Below are 15,132 nucleotides of genomic sequence, written 5' to 3'. Positions count from 1 at the left end.
GTTGAAAGCCACTCCCCAACCGGAGTGGCTTTTTTTATCGTGGTTTTACTGTTTAGACATGGTGGCCCTGCTACTCGAAACTAATGCACCTTGGGCGGGGATACCTGAGCCGCTACTTGCTCGGCTCCGATAGGGCGATGACGACGGCGCCGCCGGCCATCAGGGCGGCGCCGGCCACTACCTGCCAGTTCAGCTTCTCTTTCAAGAAGACGGCCGCTAGCGTCACCGAAAATACCAAGGCTACACTCGTGAGCGGCGATACCCGCGAGGCATCGCCCAGCGACAGGGCCCGGAACGAGAGCAGCGACGACACGCCCGTGAGCACGCCGGCCGCCAGCAGAATCAGCCAAGTTTTACGCTCGATGCGCGCAACTTCCGGCCATAGGCCCTGCCACGCCACCGCGCTCCACGCCACCACAATAATCAGTACCGATTGAATGGCAAACGCCAGCGCCGAGGGCACGTTTTTGATGCCTGCCTTCGACAGCGTCACCACAATCGCCGTCGTCAGCGCTGCCAGCAAAGAAAAAACCATCCACATGGTTTCCCCAACGCGTTGCTTCCCGTTGCAGTTGCAACGGTGCGCGGCGAGGCTGCCAAGCGGCACAAAAAAAGGGCCCCAGGGGCCCTTTTTCGCTGAAAAGAATGGATGCTCATAACCAGTGCCGCAACGTGGGCCCCTAATTGGCCACCTCGCTCAGGAACTTGACGCGCACAAGCCGAATTTCTTCTTCGGTGTAGTCGTCGGCGCCCAGCTCCTTCAGGGCCACGGCAATGTTGTCGGTGCTGGCCGTCATGAAGTAGTCGTAAATCTCGTCCTGCTTGTCCTCGTCCACCATTTCCTCCAGGTAGTAGTCGATGTTGAGGCGCGTGCCGGCGTAGCAGATGTGCTCGATTTCCTCCATCAGCTCGACCATGCTGATGCCTTTTGACGAGGCAATGTCCTCGAGCATCGTCTTCTTGTCGATTTGCTGGATGACGTAGATTTTGATTTTTGAGCGGTTCACCGCCGACTTAATCACCACGTCCGACGCCGTTTCGATGTCGTTGTCCTCCACGTACTTCTTGATGGCCGCCACAAACGGGGCCCCAAACTTCTGGGCCTTGCCCTGGCCCACGCCCGCCACGTGCGTCAGGTCGGCGAGGCTGGTGGGGTAGGTGGTGGCCATCTCCTTCAGGCTGGGGTCCTGGAAAAGCACGTAGGGCGGCAGGTTCTTCTGCTTGGCTACTTGCTTGCGCAACTCCTTGAGCTGCACGAACAAGGCTTCGTCGTGGCCGGCGGCGTGCTGCTCCTCTTCCTTGTCCTCGTCGGCCTTCTGCTCGGCCTCAAAGTTGTGGTCCTTGGTGAGGGTGATGGACTGCGGATTTTCGATAAAATCCATGCCCTTTTCCGTCATCCGCACCAGCCCGATGCTGTCGATGTCCTTCTCCATGAAACCGTTGAGCAGGCACTGGCGCAGCACCGAGTGCCAGAATAGGGCGTCGCCCAAGGCCTTGCCTTGGCCGTACACCGGCAGGGCGTTGTGGGCGTAGCTCTCGATGTGCGGGTTGCTGAGGCCCAGCAGCACCTGCCCCACATGGTTCAAGTTGAAGCGAGCTTCCGTTTGTACCACCGCACGCAGGGCCAAGCCCGCGGCCTCGCGGCCCTCAAACCGCTCCTTGGGGTGCTTGCAGTTGTCGCAAAAGCCACAGTCTTGCTCCAGCGTTTCGCCGAAGTAATGCAGCAGCTGCCGCCGGCGGCACACCGCGCTTTCGGCGTAGTTGGTCATTTCGGCCAGCAGCTGGTGCGCGTTGTCGCGCTCGGTCACGGGCTTGTCCTTGCTGAATTTTTCGAGCTTGAGGATGTCGTCGTAGCTGTAGAACATCAGGCAGTTGCCCTCCAGGCCGTCGCGGCCGCCGCGGCCGGTTTCCTGGTAGTAGCCCTCAATGCTCTTGGGCGCGTCGTAGTGAATCACGAAGCGCACGTCGGGCTTGTCGATGCCCATACCGAAGGCAATGGTGGCCACAATCACGTCGCAGTCCTCGTTCAGAAACGCGTCCTGGTTGCTCATGCGCGTGTGCGGGTCGAGGCCGGCGTGGTAGGGGCGGGCACGCACGTCGTTGACGCGCAACAGCTCCGCAATTTCTTCCACTTTCTTGCGCGACAGGCAGTAAATGATGCCCGCCTTGCCTTTGTGCTGCTTCACGTATTGGATCAGCTGCTTCTTGGTGTTGTGCTTGGCCCGGACCTCGTAATACAGGTTGGTGCGGTTGAACGAGGTTTTGAACACACTCGCATCGTCCATCTGTAGGTTCTTCTGGATGTCGAGCTGCACCTTGGGCGTGGCCGTGGCCGTGAGGGCAATGATGGGAATGTTGCCGCCCAGGTTGTCAATAATGCCGCGAATCTTGCGGTACTCAGGCCGGAAGTCGTGGCCCCATTCTGAGATGCAGTGGGCCTCGTCGATGGCCACGAACGAGATGGCCGTTTTCTGCAAAAAGGCGATGGTATCGTCCTTGGTAAGGCTTTCGGGGGCCACGTAGAGCAGGCGCACGTCGCCGTTCATTACGTCTTTGCGCACCCGCGTCATCTCGGTTTTGGTGAGCGTCGAGTTGTACACCTGGGCGTTCACGCCGAAGGCCCCCAGTTGGTCTACCTGGTTCTTCATCAGCGCGATAAGCGGCGAGATGACGATGGCCGTGCCGGGCACCACCAGGGCCGGCAGCTGGTAGCACAGGCTTTTGCCCGCCCCCGTGGGCATGATGACGAACGTGTTGCTGCCGCTCAGCACGTTGTGAATCACCGCCTCCTGGGTGCCCCGAAACTGGCCGTAGCCGAATACTTCTTTCAGGGTGTGCTTAAGAGTCGCCACCCGTTCTGGGGCTTCGGCGAGGGTTTGTGCAGGCATGGTGCAGTTGGGGCAGGTGAGTAATATATGTGCGGCGGCTGATAACGAAGATAAGCACTAGCGCTTTTAAAGCCCCTTTTTTGTACACATTCCCGTAATTTTGCGGAAAAAATTTGTGCTGCGCTATCGTGTCGTGCAGGCCTTTGGAGGCTACTTTGCTGGGCCCCTAACCAGGCCATTGGGGCCCCGGCTTAGCTAAATAGCGCGCAGGATGAGCAGCGGTAGGCTACTCAACCGGGGAATTGCCTGGTAGGTAATTCACTCATTGCTTGCCGACGGCTGGTTGGGCCCCGGGGCCCCGCTGGTTGAAGGCACCGGGCATTCGTCCCCACCTTTGCGGTAGTTTCGCCCTGCCCGCCATGTCCACGCTCCACCCCACCACTCCCGTAGCCCCCGCCCCCGTTGACGTGCTGGCCGTGGCCCGCCATGTGCTGCACGAAGAAGCCGCGGCCCTTTACGATGTGGCCGAGGCCGTGGCCGCCACCCCCGATTTCGCTCGTTGCGTGGCGGCCATCCTCGGCCTGTCGGGGCGGGTGGTGGTAACGGGCGTGGGCAAAAGCGCCCACATTGCCGGCAAAATGGTGGCTACGCTCAACGGCACGGGCACACCGGCGCTGTTCATGCACGCCGCCGACGCCATCCACGGCGACTTGGGCATGATCCAAGCCCAGGATTTTGTGGTGGCCATCAGCAAAAGCGGCGACACGCCCGAAATCAAGGTGCTCGTGCCGCTGCTGCGCCGCAAGGGCGTGCCGCTGGCGGCCCTCGTGAGCAACGCCGACTCCTACCTGGCCCAGCAGGCCGACTACGTGCTGCACGCCCCGGTGGCTCGTGAGGCCTGCCCCCACGACCTGGCCCCCACCACCAGCACCACCGCCGCCCTGGCTTTGGGCGACGCCCTGGCCGTGTGCCTGCTCGAAAGCCGCCAATTTTCGGCCCAGGACTTTGCCCGGCTGCACCCCGGCGGTACGCTTGGCAAAAAGCTTTACCTCACCGTGGGCGACCTTAGCCGCCAAAACCAGCGCCCACGCGTGGGCCTCGACGCGCCGCTGCGGGAAGTGCTGCTCGAAATATCGGGCAAGCGCCTGGGGGCTACCGCCGTGCTCGACAATGAGGGGGGGCTGGCCGGCATCATCACCGACGGCGACTTGCGGCGCATGCTGGGCGGCCACCTGGCCGACCTGGAAACGGTGCGCGCCCGCGACATCCTCACCCCCGCGCCGGCCACCATCGGCATCGACGAGTTTGCCGCCGAGGCCCTGGCGCGGATGCAGGCCCGCAATATCACGCAACTCGTTGTCTTGGAAAGTGGGCAGTTCGCCGGCTTTATTCATCTGCACGACTTGCTGCGGGAGGGACTTGTGTAAACGGCTCTTAACTTGCCCCATCAATATCAATATGTTTTTACACCTATGAATTCGACTTACCTCGTTGTGATGGCTGGCGGCATTGGCAGCCGGTTTTGGCCCTTTAGCCGCACCAACTACCCCAAACAGTTTCACGACGTGCTGGGCACCGGCCGCTCCATGCTGCAAGTGACGGTGGACCGTTTTGCCGGCCTCTGTCCGGCCGAAAACGTGTTCGTGGTGACCAACCGCGACTACGTGCAGCTGGTGCAGCAGCACTTGCCCCAAATGCCGGTTGACCAGATTCTGGGCGAGCCCATCGGGCGGAATACGGCCCCCTGCATTGCCTACGCCAGCTACCGCATCGCCCAGCGCGACCCCCAAGCCATTATCATCGTGACGCCTGCCGACCACGCGGTGTCGAACGAAGCGGAGTTTCAGCGCGTGATGGCGCTGGCTGTGGACGCCGCCCGCCACCACGACGTGCTCGTGACGCTGGGCATCCACCCCTCGCGGCCCGACACCGGCTACGGCTACATCCAGTACATGGACACCCAGAGCCTGCCCGGCGGCCAGCTGCACAAAGTGAAAACCTTCACCGAGAAGCCCAATCTGGAGTTGGCCAAGATGTTCGTCGACAGCGGCGACTTTCTCTGGAATTCGGGCCTGTTTGTGTGGCGCGCCGATGCCATTCTGAACGCCTTCGGCCAGTACCTGAGCGACATGGCCGAGGTATTTGAGGAAGGCGCTGGGGCCCTGGGCACGCCGCAGGAAGAAGCCTTCATCAGCGAGGCCTACGCGCGCTGTGCCAACATTAGCATCGACTACGGCATCATGGAGAAGGCCGACAACGTGTACGTGCTGCCCGCCGACTTCGGCTGGAGCGATGTGGGCACCTGGGACTCGCTGCACCGCATCGGCCAGCAGGACGAAAACGGCAACATGGTGAACGGCGACGTGATGCTGTACGACACCACCGGCTGCGTCATCAAAACCCCCTCCGAGCGCCTCGTGGTGGTGCAGGGCCTCGAAGACTACATCATCGCCGAGTACGACAACGTGCTGCTCATCTGCAAGCGCAGCGAAGAGCAGCGCGTGAAAGAGTTCGTGGCCGACGTGAAAGCCAAGAAGGGCGGGGGCTACAACTAATTAGGGCCCCGAGGAACTTCACGAGACCTCAGTGGAGCTGGCCCCTCTCCAAAAGAGTGGGGTGCCAGACGAATCAACAAAAAAGCCCGCTAACTAGCGGGCTTTTTTGTTGCGGGTTTACCGGTGAACCCAGCACCCGCGCATGGATTTTTACTCCGCAGTTACGCGCTGGCGGGCCACTTCAAACAGCATAATGCCGGCGGCCACGCTCACGTTCAACGACTGGATTTGGCCGGCCATGGGCACTTTCAGGCGCACGTCGGCCAGGCGGAGGAGCTCGGGGGCGATGCCGTCTTCTTCCGAGCCCATGAGCACGGCCACGGGGCCCGAAAAGTCGACTTCGGCGGCGCCCACGGCTTCGGTGGCTTTTTCGGTACAGGCCACCACCGTCACGCCCGATTGCTGGAGGAAGCGGATGGTTTCCTGCAAGTTGGCCTCGCGGCACACGGGCAGCAAGTTGAGGGCCCCGGCGGACGTTTTGAGGGCGTCGCCGTTGATTTGGGCGGCGCCGTGGCTGGGCACCACCAGCGCCTGCACGCCCAGGCACTCGGCGGTGCGGGCAATGGCGCCGAAGTTGCGCACGTCGGTGATGCGGTCGAGCAGCAGCAGAAACGGCACCTTGCCTTCCTCAAACAAGCCGCTGAGCAGGTTGTCGAGCGGGGCGTAGTCGATGGGCGACACGAAAGCCACCGCGCCCTGGTGGTTTTTGCGAGTCAGGCCGTCGAGCTTCTCCACTGGCACCTGCTGCACCTGGATGCCGGCCGCGCGGGCCAGCGTCGAAATGTCGCCCACGAGGCTGTTTTTGGTGCCGCGCAGCAGGAAGATTTTTTCCAGCGTGCGGCCCGCGTTCAGCGCCTCTAAAATGGGGCGCAGGCCAAACAGCATGTCGATGCTGCGGTCTTGCTGCGGGGCCCGGTTCTCGTAGCGGGGGCGGTCGTCGCCGCGCTCGGAACGCTCCGTGCGCTCGGGGCGGTCCTGGCGGTAAGGGGGGCGGCTGGCGCCGTTGCGGTGGGCGCTGCCGCGGTCGGGCTGGTCGGGCTGATTGTCGCTGCCCCCGCGGCCGCGGGGGCGGGCGGGCGCTTCTTCGGCAAAGCCGTCGGCCGCGTCGCGGTCGGGGCGGAATTGCTTGGGCGTGACGGGCCGGTTCTGCTCGTCGTAAAAGCGGCGGCCAGTTACCGGCCGCTGGGGTCGGTCGGGGCGCTCGGGGCGGTCTGTGCGTTTCTCCATTGCTCCACGGCGCCGAACCAAGGTTTTTCGTACTCGGGGCGGCGCACTAATTCGTAATTATCAGGCGCAAAGGTACTCGGCCGGGGCCGGAAGCTGAAGGTGAGGGCCCCGGCGTTGCCCACTTTGGCGTACGACCACTCTTCTTCGCCATTGGCCAGGCGGCGCACCCCCTGCGGGGCCCCCAGCACCACGTACAGCAAGCCGCGGTCGGTGAGGAAGCCGGCCTTGTGGGCGGCGAAGAGGCGGTTGGCGGCTGCCACGCGGCCGTAATAGTTGCGGATCATGGTTTTGCCCAGCGGCTGGTTGTCGTGGGAAGCGTTCAGCCAGAAGCCGTCCACGGCGCGCTTGGGGTCGGCGGCGGTGGCCAGGCGCTGGTGCTCGGCGGTGCTGGTGAGGTAGCGTAGGGGCTCGACGAGCTGCTTGGCGGTGCGCAGGTTGGGGTAGTCGCCGTTCACCACCAGCAGGGCCAGGGTGCGCGGGGCCTGGCCCCCCAGGCCGCCCACGCGCAGGGCCAGCAGGCTGGGGTCGTCGCAGCGCAGCAGTTGGCCAGTGCGGGCCGCGGCCGAGTCGAGCAGGGGCAGGGTAGATGGGGGCCCCACCACGGTGGCAGGGTTCGTCATGGGGGGCAGGGCGGGGGTGGGCGGCACGGCGTAGCGCCGCAGCCGCAGGGGCTGGATTAGCCCGTAGTTATCCACCCGAAACGTCTCGCCGGCCCGCACGTAGCCGCGTAGCAGCGGCAGCCCCACCGAGTCGGTAACGATGAATGGGCGGGCCAGGCGCTCGGCCGTGAGGGGGAGCCAGGCGGTGGTGGCGGCATTTTGTGGGGCCACGGCCAGGCCCGCGGGGCCCACCTGCACTTGCAGCACGCTGCCCTCCGGCACCCGCGCCGCCGCCACGCAGAAGCTGGCGCGGGTGCCGCTCGTGGCGTCGGGCCGCCGGTGCTGCCGGGCCCGCGGAATGCTGTCCTGCCACTGCGGGGCGGGGGCCTCGTAATTGGCCCAGGCCGCCACGCGCAGCTGGCCCACGGCCGTGCCGGCGGGCAGGCGCACGTACAGGCGGAGGCTGTCGGCCTCGCGGCGCACGTCCAGCATCACGCGCGGCACGTCGCGGTAGAGGCCCGCAAAATCGGGGCGGGGCAGGGCCTGGGCCCCGGCGGCCAAGGGCAGGATGGCCAAGCAAGGGGCGGCCAGCGCCAGTGCCCAGGAGAGAAAACGGTTCATGCCAGGGTGTACGTAGTTGAAGGCCCAAACATATGCAAAAGGCTGCTGAGGGCGGCCGCGGCCCCTGCAGGCCACGGCTGCCTTGCGCATTTTTTAGGGTGCCGTGGCCAATATTATTCGAAACGAGGCGTTTTAGGGATGCTCCAATGTGCGCCGGGCCATGCACTGCCCTGTTGCTATAATGTTGCGCTTAGGAATGCATTCGCAGCACTGCGACGGCCGAACGCGTTGTACGCTGCACCAAATTATGGAGCCCGGTTAGGCAGGCTAGCTTTTTGTTGGTTGCCAGCACCCTGTCTAAAATTCATTAATCCTCAGAACGAACAGGATTTACGAAAAGTATGCTCCCGCCTGAATCGAGTTGTACTGCGGCGATAGGGCGGGCGTTTGCGTTCCGGCAGCGGCTTGTAGAAGCGGTTGCTTCACGCATTTAGCTGGAAGCGGTTGTTGCTTTGCGGGGCTGCGGCGCCGTGCGATGCGGACCCGCCGCCCCGCCAGGGGCCCTAAGTGCTTCGTGCCAGGCACGATATCCATGGGCTCGTGCGTTGTTGTCCCGCTACTAATTGTGCCACGTTCGGCCGCCATTTGCCGCATGAAGAGGTTTTTTTCTGAAACTAGGGCACGGCAGCTGGGCGTATTTTGGTGCGTGGTCATCATCGCCGGGATTTTTGTCTCGGACTACGTGCGGGTGCTGCCGAGCATCGGCATCGCCGGGCTGTTTGTGACCGGCGTGGGCTACGCCGTGGCCCATCGGCGCATTGCCCAGCGGGCCCATTGGGCCATGCTGCTGAGCTTCGTGCTTATTTATGGGCTGCACGTGGGTACGGCGCTGCTGCACGCCGGATGGTCGAACGAAATCTTCCAACGCGACGCGGTGCTTCAGTTGCCGTTTTTGCTGCTGCCAATAGCTTTTTTGCTGCTACCCAGCTGGTTAGCTGTGCACAAGCGGGTTTTGTGGCTCGTGCTCATCGGCTGTTGCCTGGGGGCCGCGGCCCGCGCCACGTCGTACTACCTGCTGCACCAGAAAATAATTGACCAGAACTACCTGCATTCTAAGGTAATGCCCACCGTGCCCGACCACATCCGGTTCAGCCTGCTGGTGAGCATGGCCGTACTGGCGGGGCTGGTGCTGGTGTTGAACAAGGAGCTGTATCCGCGGCTGCGGCTGGCTGCCCTGGGGGGCGTGGTGCTTTTGTTCTTGTTCCAGCACCTGCTGGCCGTGCGTAGCGGCATCGTGACGATGTACGCCGCGGGGGCCCTGTTGCTGGTCTGGCTCGGGTGGCAGCTGCGGCACTGGCGCGTGGCCCTGGCCGGGGCCGGGCTGGTGCTGCTGCTGGGGGGCGCGTGCCTGCTGCTGTTTCCCACGCTTCAGAATAAAATAATCGCCACCCGCACCGACGCCGAGCAGCTCGACACCGTCGGCGCTGCCAACTACTATTCCGTCACGGCGCGGGTGTATTCGTACGACGTGGCCTGGGCCCTCATCAAGCAACGCCCGCTGCTGGGCCTCAGTAAGATAGAGTTGGAAGCCGCCATGGCCCGGCAGTACCACGCCATGTACCCGGGCATCGAACCCGCCCACTACTTGCTGCCGCACAACCAGTTCCTCTTCAACCTAGCGGCGTACGGTGCGGTGGGCCTGCTGGTGTTCGTGGTGGGGTTCTACTACGCGCTGTGGGAAGGCATCCGGCAGCGCAACCTTATGCTGCTGCTGATGTACTCGATTGTTTCGCTCTCCTTCATGGTCGAGTACACGCTGGAAACCCAGATTGGGGTGCTGATTGGCCTATTTTTTATTTTGCTGGCCGCGGCGCCCGTCGCGCCGGCCGATGCCCCGCGGGGCCCCGTGCCCAACTAAGTACCGCTGGCTGGGCCGCTGCGGCCACACCAGTAGCTTTGCCGCCATGCTCAGCAATTTAATTGGCCGCTTCCGCCAGTATCGCCGCCAGCGCCGGCAGGGCGGCCAGGTAACGGCCCTAAGCCAGGCCGACGCCACCGCGCTGGCCGCGCAGGCCCCGCCCGACCCCGCCCGCGTGCTGGTGGTGCGCAACGATTCCATCGGCGACTACCTGCTCTACCGCCCCTGGCTGCGCCAGCTGAGCGCCGCGGTGCGCGGCCGCGGCCAGCGCCTCACATTGGTGGCCAACGCCCTGTGGGCCCCCCTGGCCCGCGCCTGGGACGCCGACGCGTTCGATGAGCTGGTGGTGGTGGATTTCGGCCGCTTCACCAAGGACCTGGCCTACCGTGCCGAAACCCTGGGGGCCCTCGGTGCCCAGGGTTTCGGCGAAGTTGTGTACCCGCTCCACGTGCGCGAACCGGCGGTGGAAAACTTCATCCGGTTCCTGGGGGCCCCCGTGCGCGTGGCCAGCCAAAGCGGCCAGCAGGGGCCCTGGGTAGAACTGATTAATGCCGGCTACACCCGGCTGATGCCCAGCACGTTGCGCGTGCTGTTCGAGTACGACCGCAACCGCGAGTTCTTTGAAAATTGGCAGCGCGGCGCCACCGAAGCCGACGCGCCGCTGGTGCTCGTGCCAGGAGCCACGGCGGCCGTGCCGCTGCGCCTGCCCGCGGCGGTGCACCAAGCGGCGGACATTGCGGCGGCGGCGGGGCCCTATATCGTGCTATTTCCGGGGGCCAGCGCCCGGCAGAAGCGCTGGCCCACCGGGCACTTTGCGCAGCTGGCGCAGGGGCTGCACCGGCACTTTGGGGCCCGGTACCGGCTGGTTACCGCCGGTAGCGCCGCCGACGATGCCTACGCCCGGCGCATCATGCGGGCTGCCGGCCCGGGCGTGCCCTTCGACAACCGCTGCGGCCAAACCGACCTGCCCGCGCTGGCCGCGCTAGTGGCCGGGGCCCAGCTGCTCATCAGCAACGACACCGTGACGGCCCACCTGGGGGCCCAGGCCGGCGTGCCGCTGCTAGTGCTACTGATGGGCGAGAACTACGGCAAGTTCTTCCCGTACCCCGCCGCTTTGCTGGGGGCCCCGTGCCGGTGCCTGTTCCCGCCCAGCCAGGAGGCGCGCTTCGCCCAAGGCGATTTCAGCCCGCCAGTCCGCGACCCGCGCATCGACCAAATCACCCCCGCCCGGGCGCTGGCCGCCGCCATCGAGCTGCTGCCCAAGGTATAAAAAGTGGTTTGAGTTAATTAAAATCTTTCTTCGGCGGTCATGCTGAGCGGAGCCGAAGCATCTCTACTGCTCAACTAATCAGGATTACTGCCGCAGGAGAGATGCTTCGGCTCCGCTCAGCATGACCGCCGAAGAAAGATTTTAAGAGCCGGGTGGTTTGTGCATAAAAAGAGCCGGCCCGCATTGCTGCGCGCCGGCTCTTTTTTGGTAGCCCCGGGGCCCTGTTACTGCTGCCCTTGCAGGTAGGGCTGAAGCACGGCAAATGCCTTCTGGGCCCGCACGGTGTCGCCGGCCTGCAGGGCCGAGCGGTACACGTATTGGAGGTTGACGAGGTGCAGGCGCTGGTCGTAGTCGAAGAGGCTGCCGTCGGGGCGGGCGGCGTAGTACGACAGCATCTGGATGGAGCGGCGCGTCATGGTGTCGAGGATTTCGTCGGCGCGCTGCTTCTCACCACCTGCAATGAGGGCCGGCACCAGCTGCGGCGAGTAGTAGTCGTAGGGAATGGCCTTGTCGGGCATCACCTGCAAGCAGTAGTCGGCCACCTCTTTGGCCTTGGCTTTGTCGCCGCGCTCGAGGTAGGTGTTGGCGAGGCGGGCAAACTTGTCGCGGTAGTTCGACGGGAATTTCAGGTTGTTCTCGTCGTAGAAAATCTTGTCGTTCGTCAGGCCGCGGTAGCTGAAAGTTTTCATCAGCTCGCGGTAGTTCAGGTCGAGGTCCACGTAGCCGTCCTCGCCCTGGGGGGTGTAGTTGGGGTCCTTCAGCGGCAGCAGGCGGTAGGCCAGGCCTTCCAGCTGGAAGTAGGGCTGGAGGTTCATGTAGTCGCTCGGCGTGACGGTGGAGCTGAAGTAGATCGGCCGCTTCCAGTTGTTGGTGGCAATCATGTCAAGAATGACCAGGTTTTTCTTCTCGATGCCGCGCTTGCCCATGCTCCAGTCCATGCGGTCCACGAGCTGCTTCTCGCGGCCCTTGGGGATGAGGCCCAGCTTCTTAAAGGCCGTCGTGTCCACGGGCAGGTAGAAGTTTGGCGTCGGGAACGACATGATGCCGGGGCCGTTTTCCTGGTACTGCACTTGCAGCAGCGGGTTGTTTTGCTGCACTAGTTGGATGAACTGCTTCACGTCCACGTCCTTCACGGCCGGGTTTTGGGCGAAGGGCAGGTAGTCGTTGGTGCCCTGCGCGTAGCCCTTGTCGCCCATGCTGATGGGCAGCGGCTGCGAGAGGTACGAGCGGCGCTTCATCTGCTGGATGTACCAGTCGGTGTTCAGGTAGCTGAGCACGGCCACGCGCACGTCGGTGCGCACGCCCTCCACCTCCTGGGCGTACCAGAGCGGAAAGGTGTCGTTGTCGCCGTTGGTGAACAAAATGGCGTTCGGCGCGCAGCTGTTGAGTAGGTTCCGGGCCGAATCAACCGAGTTGTAGCGGCCCGAGCGGTCGTGGTCGTCCCAGCCCTGGGCTACCAGAATGCCCGGCGCCACTAAGCCTAGAGCCAAGGCAATGGCCGCCCGGGGCCCTTCGCTCTTGACGACCGAGCGCAGCAAATCGGCGATGCCGAGCACGCCCAGCCCAATCCAGATGGCGAAGGCAAACGTGGCCCCCGCAAACGTGTAGTCGCGCTCGCGCGGCTCCAGCGGCGGCTGGTTGAGGTACACGATGATGGCCAGGCCGGTGAGCAGGAACAGCAGGCCCACCACCAGGGCGTCCTTGCTGTCGCGCCGGCTCTGGAAGAACAGGCCGATGAGGCCCAGAATCAGCGGGATGGCGAAGAAGTTGTTGTGGGCCTTGCTCATGCCGATGCGTTCGGGCAGGCTGTGGGCGCTGGGGCTGAAGGGCGTTACCACCCCGGCCTGCTGCACGTCGGACTCGCGCCCCACGTAGTTCCACATGAAGTAGCGCCAGAACATATGGCCCATCTGGTAGCGGAACAGAAACGATAGGTTCTGGCCCATCGTGGGCTTCACGCCGTCCTGGATGTCAACCCATTTCTTGTACTCCTGCACGTGGTTCGGCTCGGGGCTGTAGATGCGCGGGAGCAGCATCTTGTCCTCGTCGCGGTAGCCGGCTTCCTGGGCGCGGGGCAGGGCCTCGTCGTAGGTGTTGGTGGTGGGGTTGCGCACGTAGCGTGGGGCCCCGGGCTCGTTGTGGTCGGGCTGGGCGTTGAACTGGGGCCCGTAGAGCAGCGGCCGCGAGCCGTACTGCTCGCGCTTGAGGTAGCTCACGAAGCTTAGCACGTCCTCGGGGTCGTTCTCGTTGATGGTGGGGTGGTACGACGAGCGGATGGGCACGATGAGGTAGCTCGAATACCCGATCAGGATGAAGGTGAAGCACAGCATGGCCGTGTTCAGCAGCTGGCTCTTGCGCCGGAACGACACCCGGAACCCGTACACCATCAGGCCGATGAGGGCCACCACGAAGATGATGAGGCCCGAGTTGAAGGGCAGGCGCACGGTGTTCACGAAGAACACTTCGAAGTAGCCAGCCAGCGTGGGCAGGCCCGGGATGATGCCCACCAGCACGGCCGCGAGCAGCACCAGGCACACGGCCATTACCAGCACAATGCCCTTCACGTTGGGGTTGGGGTTGCGGCGGTAGTAGTAGATGAGGCCCAGGGCGGGCAGCGTGAGCAGGTTCAGCAAGTGCACCCCGATGCTAAGGCCGATGACGTAGGCAATCAGCACGATCCACTTGTCCGAGTCGGGCTCGGCGGCGTGGCCTTCCCACTTCAGCATCAGCCACACCACGGCCGCTGTGCACAGCGACGACATGGCGTACACCTCGCCTTCGACGGCATTAAACCAGAACGAATCGGTGAAGGCAAAGGCTAGGGCCCCAATGGCCCCCGCGCCCAGAATCAGCAGCGTGTCGGTGCCGGTGGGCTCCTCGGTGGGCGTGTTCACGGCCGAGCGGCGCAACACCAGCTTGGCGGCCATGCGGGTGATGCTCCAGAACAAAAACAGCACGGTGAAGGCGCTGCTCAGCCCCGACAGGGCGTTGACGAGCACGGCCACCTTGGTGGGGTCGCCGAACGAGAACAGCGAAAACAGCCGCCCCAGCAGCAGGAACGTGGGGGCCCCGGGCGGGTGCGGCACCAGCAGCTTGTAGGCGCAGGCAATGAACTCGCCGCAGTCCCAGAACGAGGCCGTGGGCTCGAGCGTGCTGAGGTAGGTGGCGGCGGCGATGGCGAACACGAGCCACCCGACGAGGTTGTTTAATCGTTGAAAACGCATAGCAAAAAAAGTGCGGCCCCGGTACCCCGTGGGGCCCGCGGGCAAATCGAAGAGGACCGGGCGCGGCTAGGAAAGCTCAAAAGTAGGCACGGGCGCCGGGCCGCCCGCCCGGTGGGCTCCAGGGCCCCGGCACGTCCATAAACACCAAAAGCAGCCGGGGGCTGCTTTCGGGAAACGAAGAAGTGTGGGCGGGGCCCCCGGCCGTCAGTTTTGCAGCACCAGGCGCTTGGTGCTGGCCACCTTGCCATCCACCATTAGGCTGTAGAAGTACAGGCCGCCGGGCAGGTCGGCCAGGTTCAGGGACAGGCCAGCGGCGCCGAGGTCGGGGCGCAGGGCCACGGAGCGAATCTCCTGGCCGATGACGTTGCTTAGGCGCAGCTGGTAGGCGGGGCCCGGGGGCTGGCGCAGCTGCACCGTCACGGAGCCGTGGCTGGGGTTGGGAAACAAGCTTAGGGCAAGGGCCGTGAGGCGGGCATTCTCGGTGGCCGTGGGGGTGCCCTGCACTGTGATGGTGCCGCTCATGCCTACGAGTACGCCGTTGCTGAACCCGCCGTGGGCTGTGCAGTGGTAAGGGTACACGCCGGCCGTGGTGAAGGTGATTTTTTTGGTGCGGTTGCTGGCATCGAGTGGAAACATGGCCCAGGCCGCCGGTGAACTATCCGACATGGTGGGGTGGCTGGACGTGCCGGTGGCGTAGCTCCACGTCACGGCGTCGCCCACGCCGATGGTGACCGTGCCGTTGCTGACGCCGCCGAAGTTGTAGGCGTTGTCGACGACGGCAATAGTCACGTCGGCGGCTAAAACTGGGCCCGCGCCCAGGGCTACTGCCGCCAATGCCAGGAGAAAACGAGTAAAGTTTTTCATCGGACGCACAGAAATTGCTGATTAATAATTGCTTGTGCCCCTGAAGGTACAAACTTTTCCGGAAAGATACCGCCGCCCGTGCTTCG

The 15,132-nt window shown here is 64.0% G+C and carries 10 protein-coding genes; 4 read left to right on the top strand and 6 right to left on the bottom strand.

The features are described 5' to 3' along the window. Positions 1–112 precede the first annotated feature (112 nt). Together AXW84_RS17050 and recQ are read right to left on the bottom strand one after the other, a co-directional pair. The gene (locus AXW84_RS17050; protein ID WP_236943154.1) at positions 113–535 is read right to left on the bottom strand and encodes an EamA family transporter; all 423 of its coding nucleotides are present in this window, start codon (positions 533–535) and stop codon (positions 113–115) included. 145 nt (positions 536–680) lie between these two features. Then, positions 681–2,888: a DNA helicase RecQ gene (recQ, locus tag AXW84_RS17045; RefSeq protein ID WP_068235946.1), complete on the bottom strand. Its 2,208-nt coding sequence runs from the start codon at positions 2,886–2,888 to the stop codon at positions 681–683. Between the two features lie 359 nt (positions 2,889–3,247). On the opposite strand from recQ, the gene AXW84_RS17040 reads away from it, so the two are divergent. Together AXW84_RS17040 and AXW84_RS17035 are read left to right on the top strand one after the other, a co-directional pair. Beyond that, positions 3,248–4,255 carry a KpsF/GutQ family sugar-phosphate isomerase gene (locus AXW84_RS17040; protein ID WP_068235943.1) on the top strand — a complete coding sequence of 336 codons (1,008 nt, stop codon included), beginning with the start codon at positions 3,248–3,250 and terminating at the stop codon, positions 4,253–4,255. A gap of 45 nt (positions 4,256–4,300) precedes the next feature. Further along, positions 4,301–5,383 carry a mannose-1-phosphate guanylyltransferase gene (locus tag AXW84_RS17035; protein ID WP_068235941.1) on the top strand — a complete coding sequence of 361 codons (1,083 nt, stop codon included), beginning with the start codon at positions 4,301–4,303 and terminating at the stop codon, positions 5,381–5,383. A 150-nt stretch (positions 5,384–5,533) separates the two neighbouring features. Here the strand turns inward: AXW84_RS17035 and rlmB are convergent, their stop codons facing one another. Further along, entirely contained in the window at positions 5,534–6,610 is a 1,077-nt protein-coding gene (gene rlmB, locus AXW84_RS17030; protein ID WP_071891467.1) for a 23S rRNA (guanosine(2251)-2'-O)-methyltransferase RlmB, read from the bottom strand. Further along, positions 6,556–7,830 carry a GWxTD domain-containing protein gene (locus tag AXW84_RS17025; protein WP_068235938.1) on the bottom strand — a complete coding sequence of 425 codons (1,275 nt, stop codon included), beginning with the start codon at positions 7,828–7,830 and terminating at the stop codon, positions 6,556–6,558. The genes rlmB and AXW84_RS17025 overlap by 55 nt, the downstream gene beginning before the upstream one ends. A 592-nt stretch (positions 7,831–8,422) precedes the next feature. Here AXW84_RS17025 and AXW84_RS17020 point away from each other — a divergent pair. Together AXW84_RS17020 and AXW84_RS17015 are read left to right on the top strand one after the other, a co-directional pair. Then, complete coding sequence (locus AXW84_RS17020) at positions 8,423–9,688, top strand: O-antigen ligase family protein (protein ID WP_157887088.1); 1,266 nt, start codon at positions 8,423–8,425, stop codon at positions 9,686–9,688. 46 nt (positions 9,689–9,734) lie between these two features. Then, positions 9,735–10,958, top strand: coding sequence for a glycosyltransferase family 9 protein (locus AXW84_RS17015; protein ID WP_157887087.1), 1,224 nt, complete (start codon positions 9,735–9,737; stop codon positions 10,956–10,958). 224 nt (positions 10,959–11,182) lie between these two features. Here the strand turns inward: AXW84_RS17015 and AXW84_RS17010 are convergent, their stop codons facing one another. Both AXW84_RS17010 and AXW84_RS17005 read right to left on the bottom strand, forming a co-directional pair. Beyond that, positions 11,183–14,182, bottom strand: coding sequence for a glycosyltransferase family 117 protein (locus AXW84_RS17010; RefSeq protein ID WP_068239616.1), 3,000 nt, complete (start codon positions 14,180–14,182; stop codon positions 11,183–11,185). 204 nt (positions 14,183–14,386) lie between these two features. Further along, positions 14,387–15,046, bottom strand: coding sequence for a T9SS type A sorting domain-containing protein (locus AXW84_RS17005; RefSeq protein ID WP_068235930.1), 660 nt, complete (start codon positions 15,044–15,046; stop codon positions 14,387–14,389). Between the last annotated feature and the right edge of the window lie 86 nt (positions 15,047–15,132).

It is taken from the genome of Hymenobacter sp. PAMC 26628 (assembly GCF_001562275.1).
Taxonomy (GTDB): Bacteria; Bacteroidota; Bacteroidia; order Cytophagales; family Hymenobacteraceae; genus Hymenobacter.
This window is presented reverse-complemented; position numbering and strand designations above follow the sequence as displayed.

Coding starts and splice junctions, on each gene's coding strand:
- AXW84_RS17050 (WP_236943154.1), bottom strand. CDS start 535: ATGGTTTTTTCTTTGCTGGCAGCGCTGACGACGGCGATTGTGGTGACG.
- recQ (WP_068235946.1), bottom strand. CDS start 2,888: ATGCCTGCACAAACCCTCGCCGAAGCCCCAGAACGGGTGGCGACTCTT.
- AXW84_RS17040 (WP_068235943.1), top strand. CDS start 3,248: ATGTCCACGCTCCACCCCACCACTCCCGTAGCCCCCGCCCCCGTTGAC.
- AXW84_RS17035 (WP_068235941.1), top strand. CDS start 4,301: ATGAATTCGACTTACCTCGTTGTGATGGCTGGCGGCATTGGCAGCCGG.
- rlmB (WP_071891467.1), bottom strand. CDS start 6,610: ATGGAGAAACGCACAGACCGCCCCGAGCGCCCCGACCGACCCCAGCGG.
- AXW84_RS17025 (WP_068235938.1), bottom strand. CDS start 7,830: ATGAACCGTTTTCTCTCCTGGGCACTGGCGCTGGCCGCCCCTTGCTTG.
- AXW84_RS17020 (WP_157887088.1), top strand. CDS start 8,423: ATGAAGAGGTTTTTTTCTGAAACTAGGGCACGGCAGCTGGGCGTATTT.
- AXW84_RS17015 (WP_157887087.1), top strand. CDS start 9,735: ATGCTCAGCAATTTAATTGGCCGCTTCCGCCAGTATCGCCGCCAGCGC.
- AXW84_RS17010 (WP_068239616.1), bottom strand. CDS start 14,182: ATGCGTTTTCAACGATTAAACAACCTCGTCGGGTGGCTCGTGTTCGCC.
- AXW84_RS17005 (WP_068235930.1), bottom strand. CDS start 15,046: ATGAAAAACTTTACTCGTTTTCTCCTGGCATTGGCGGCAGTAGCCCTG.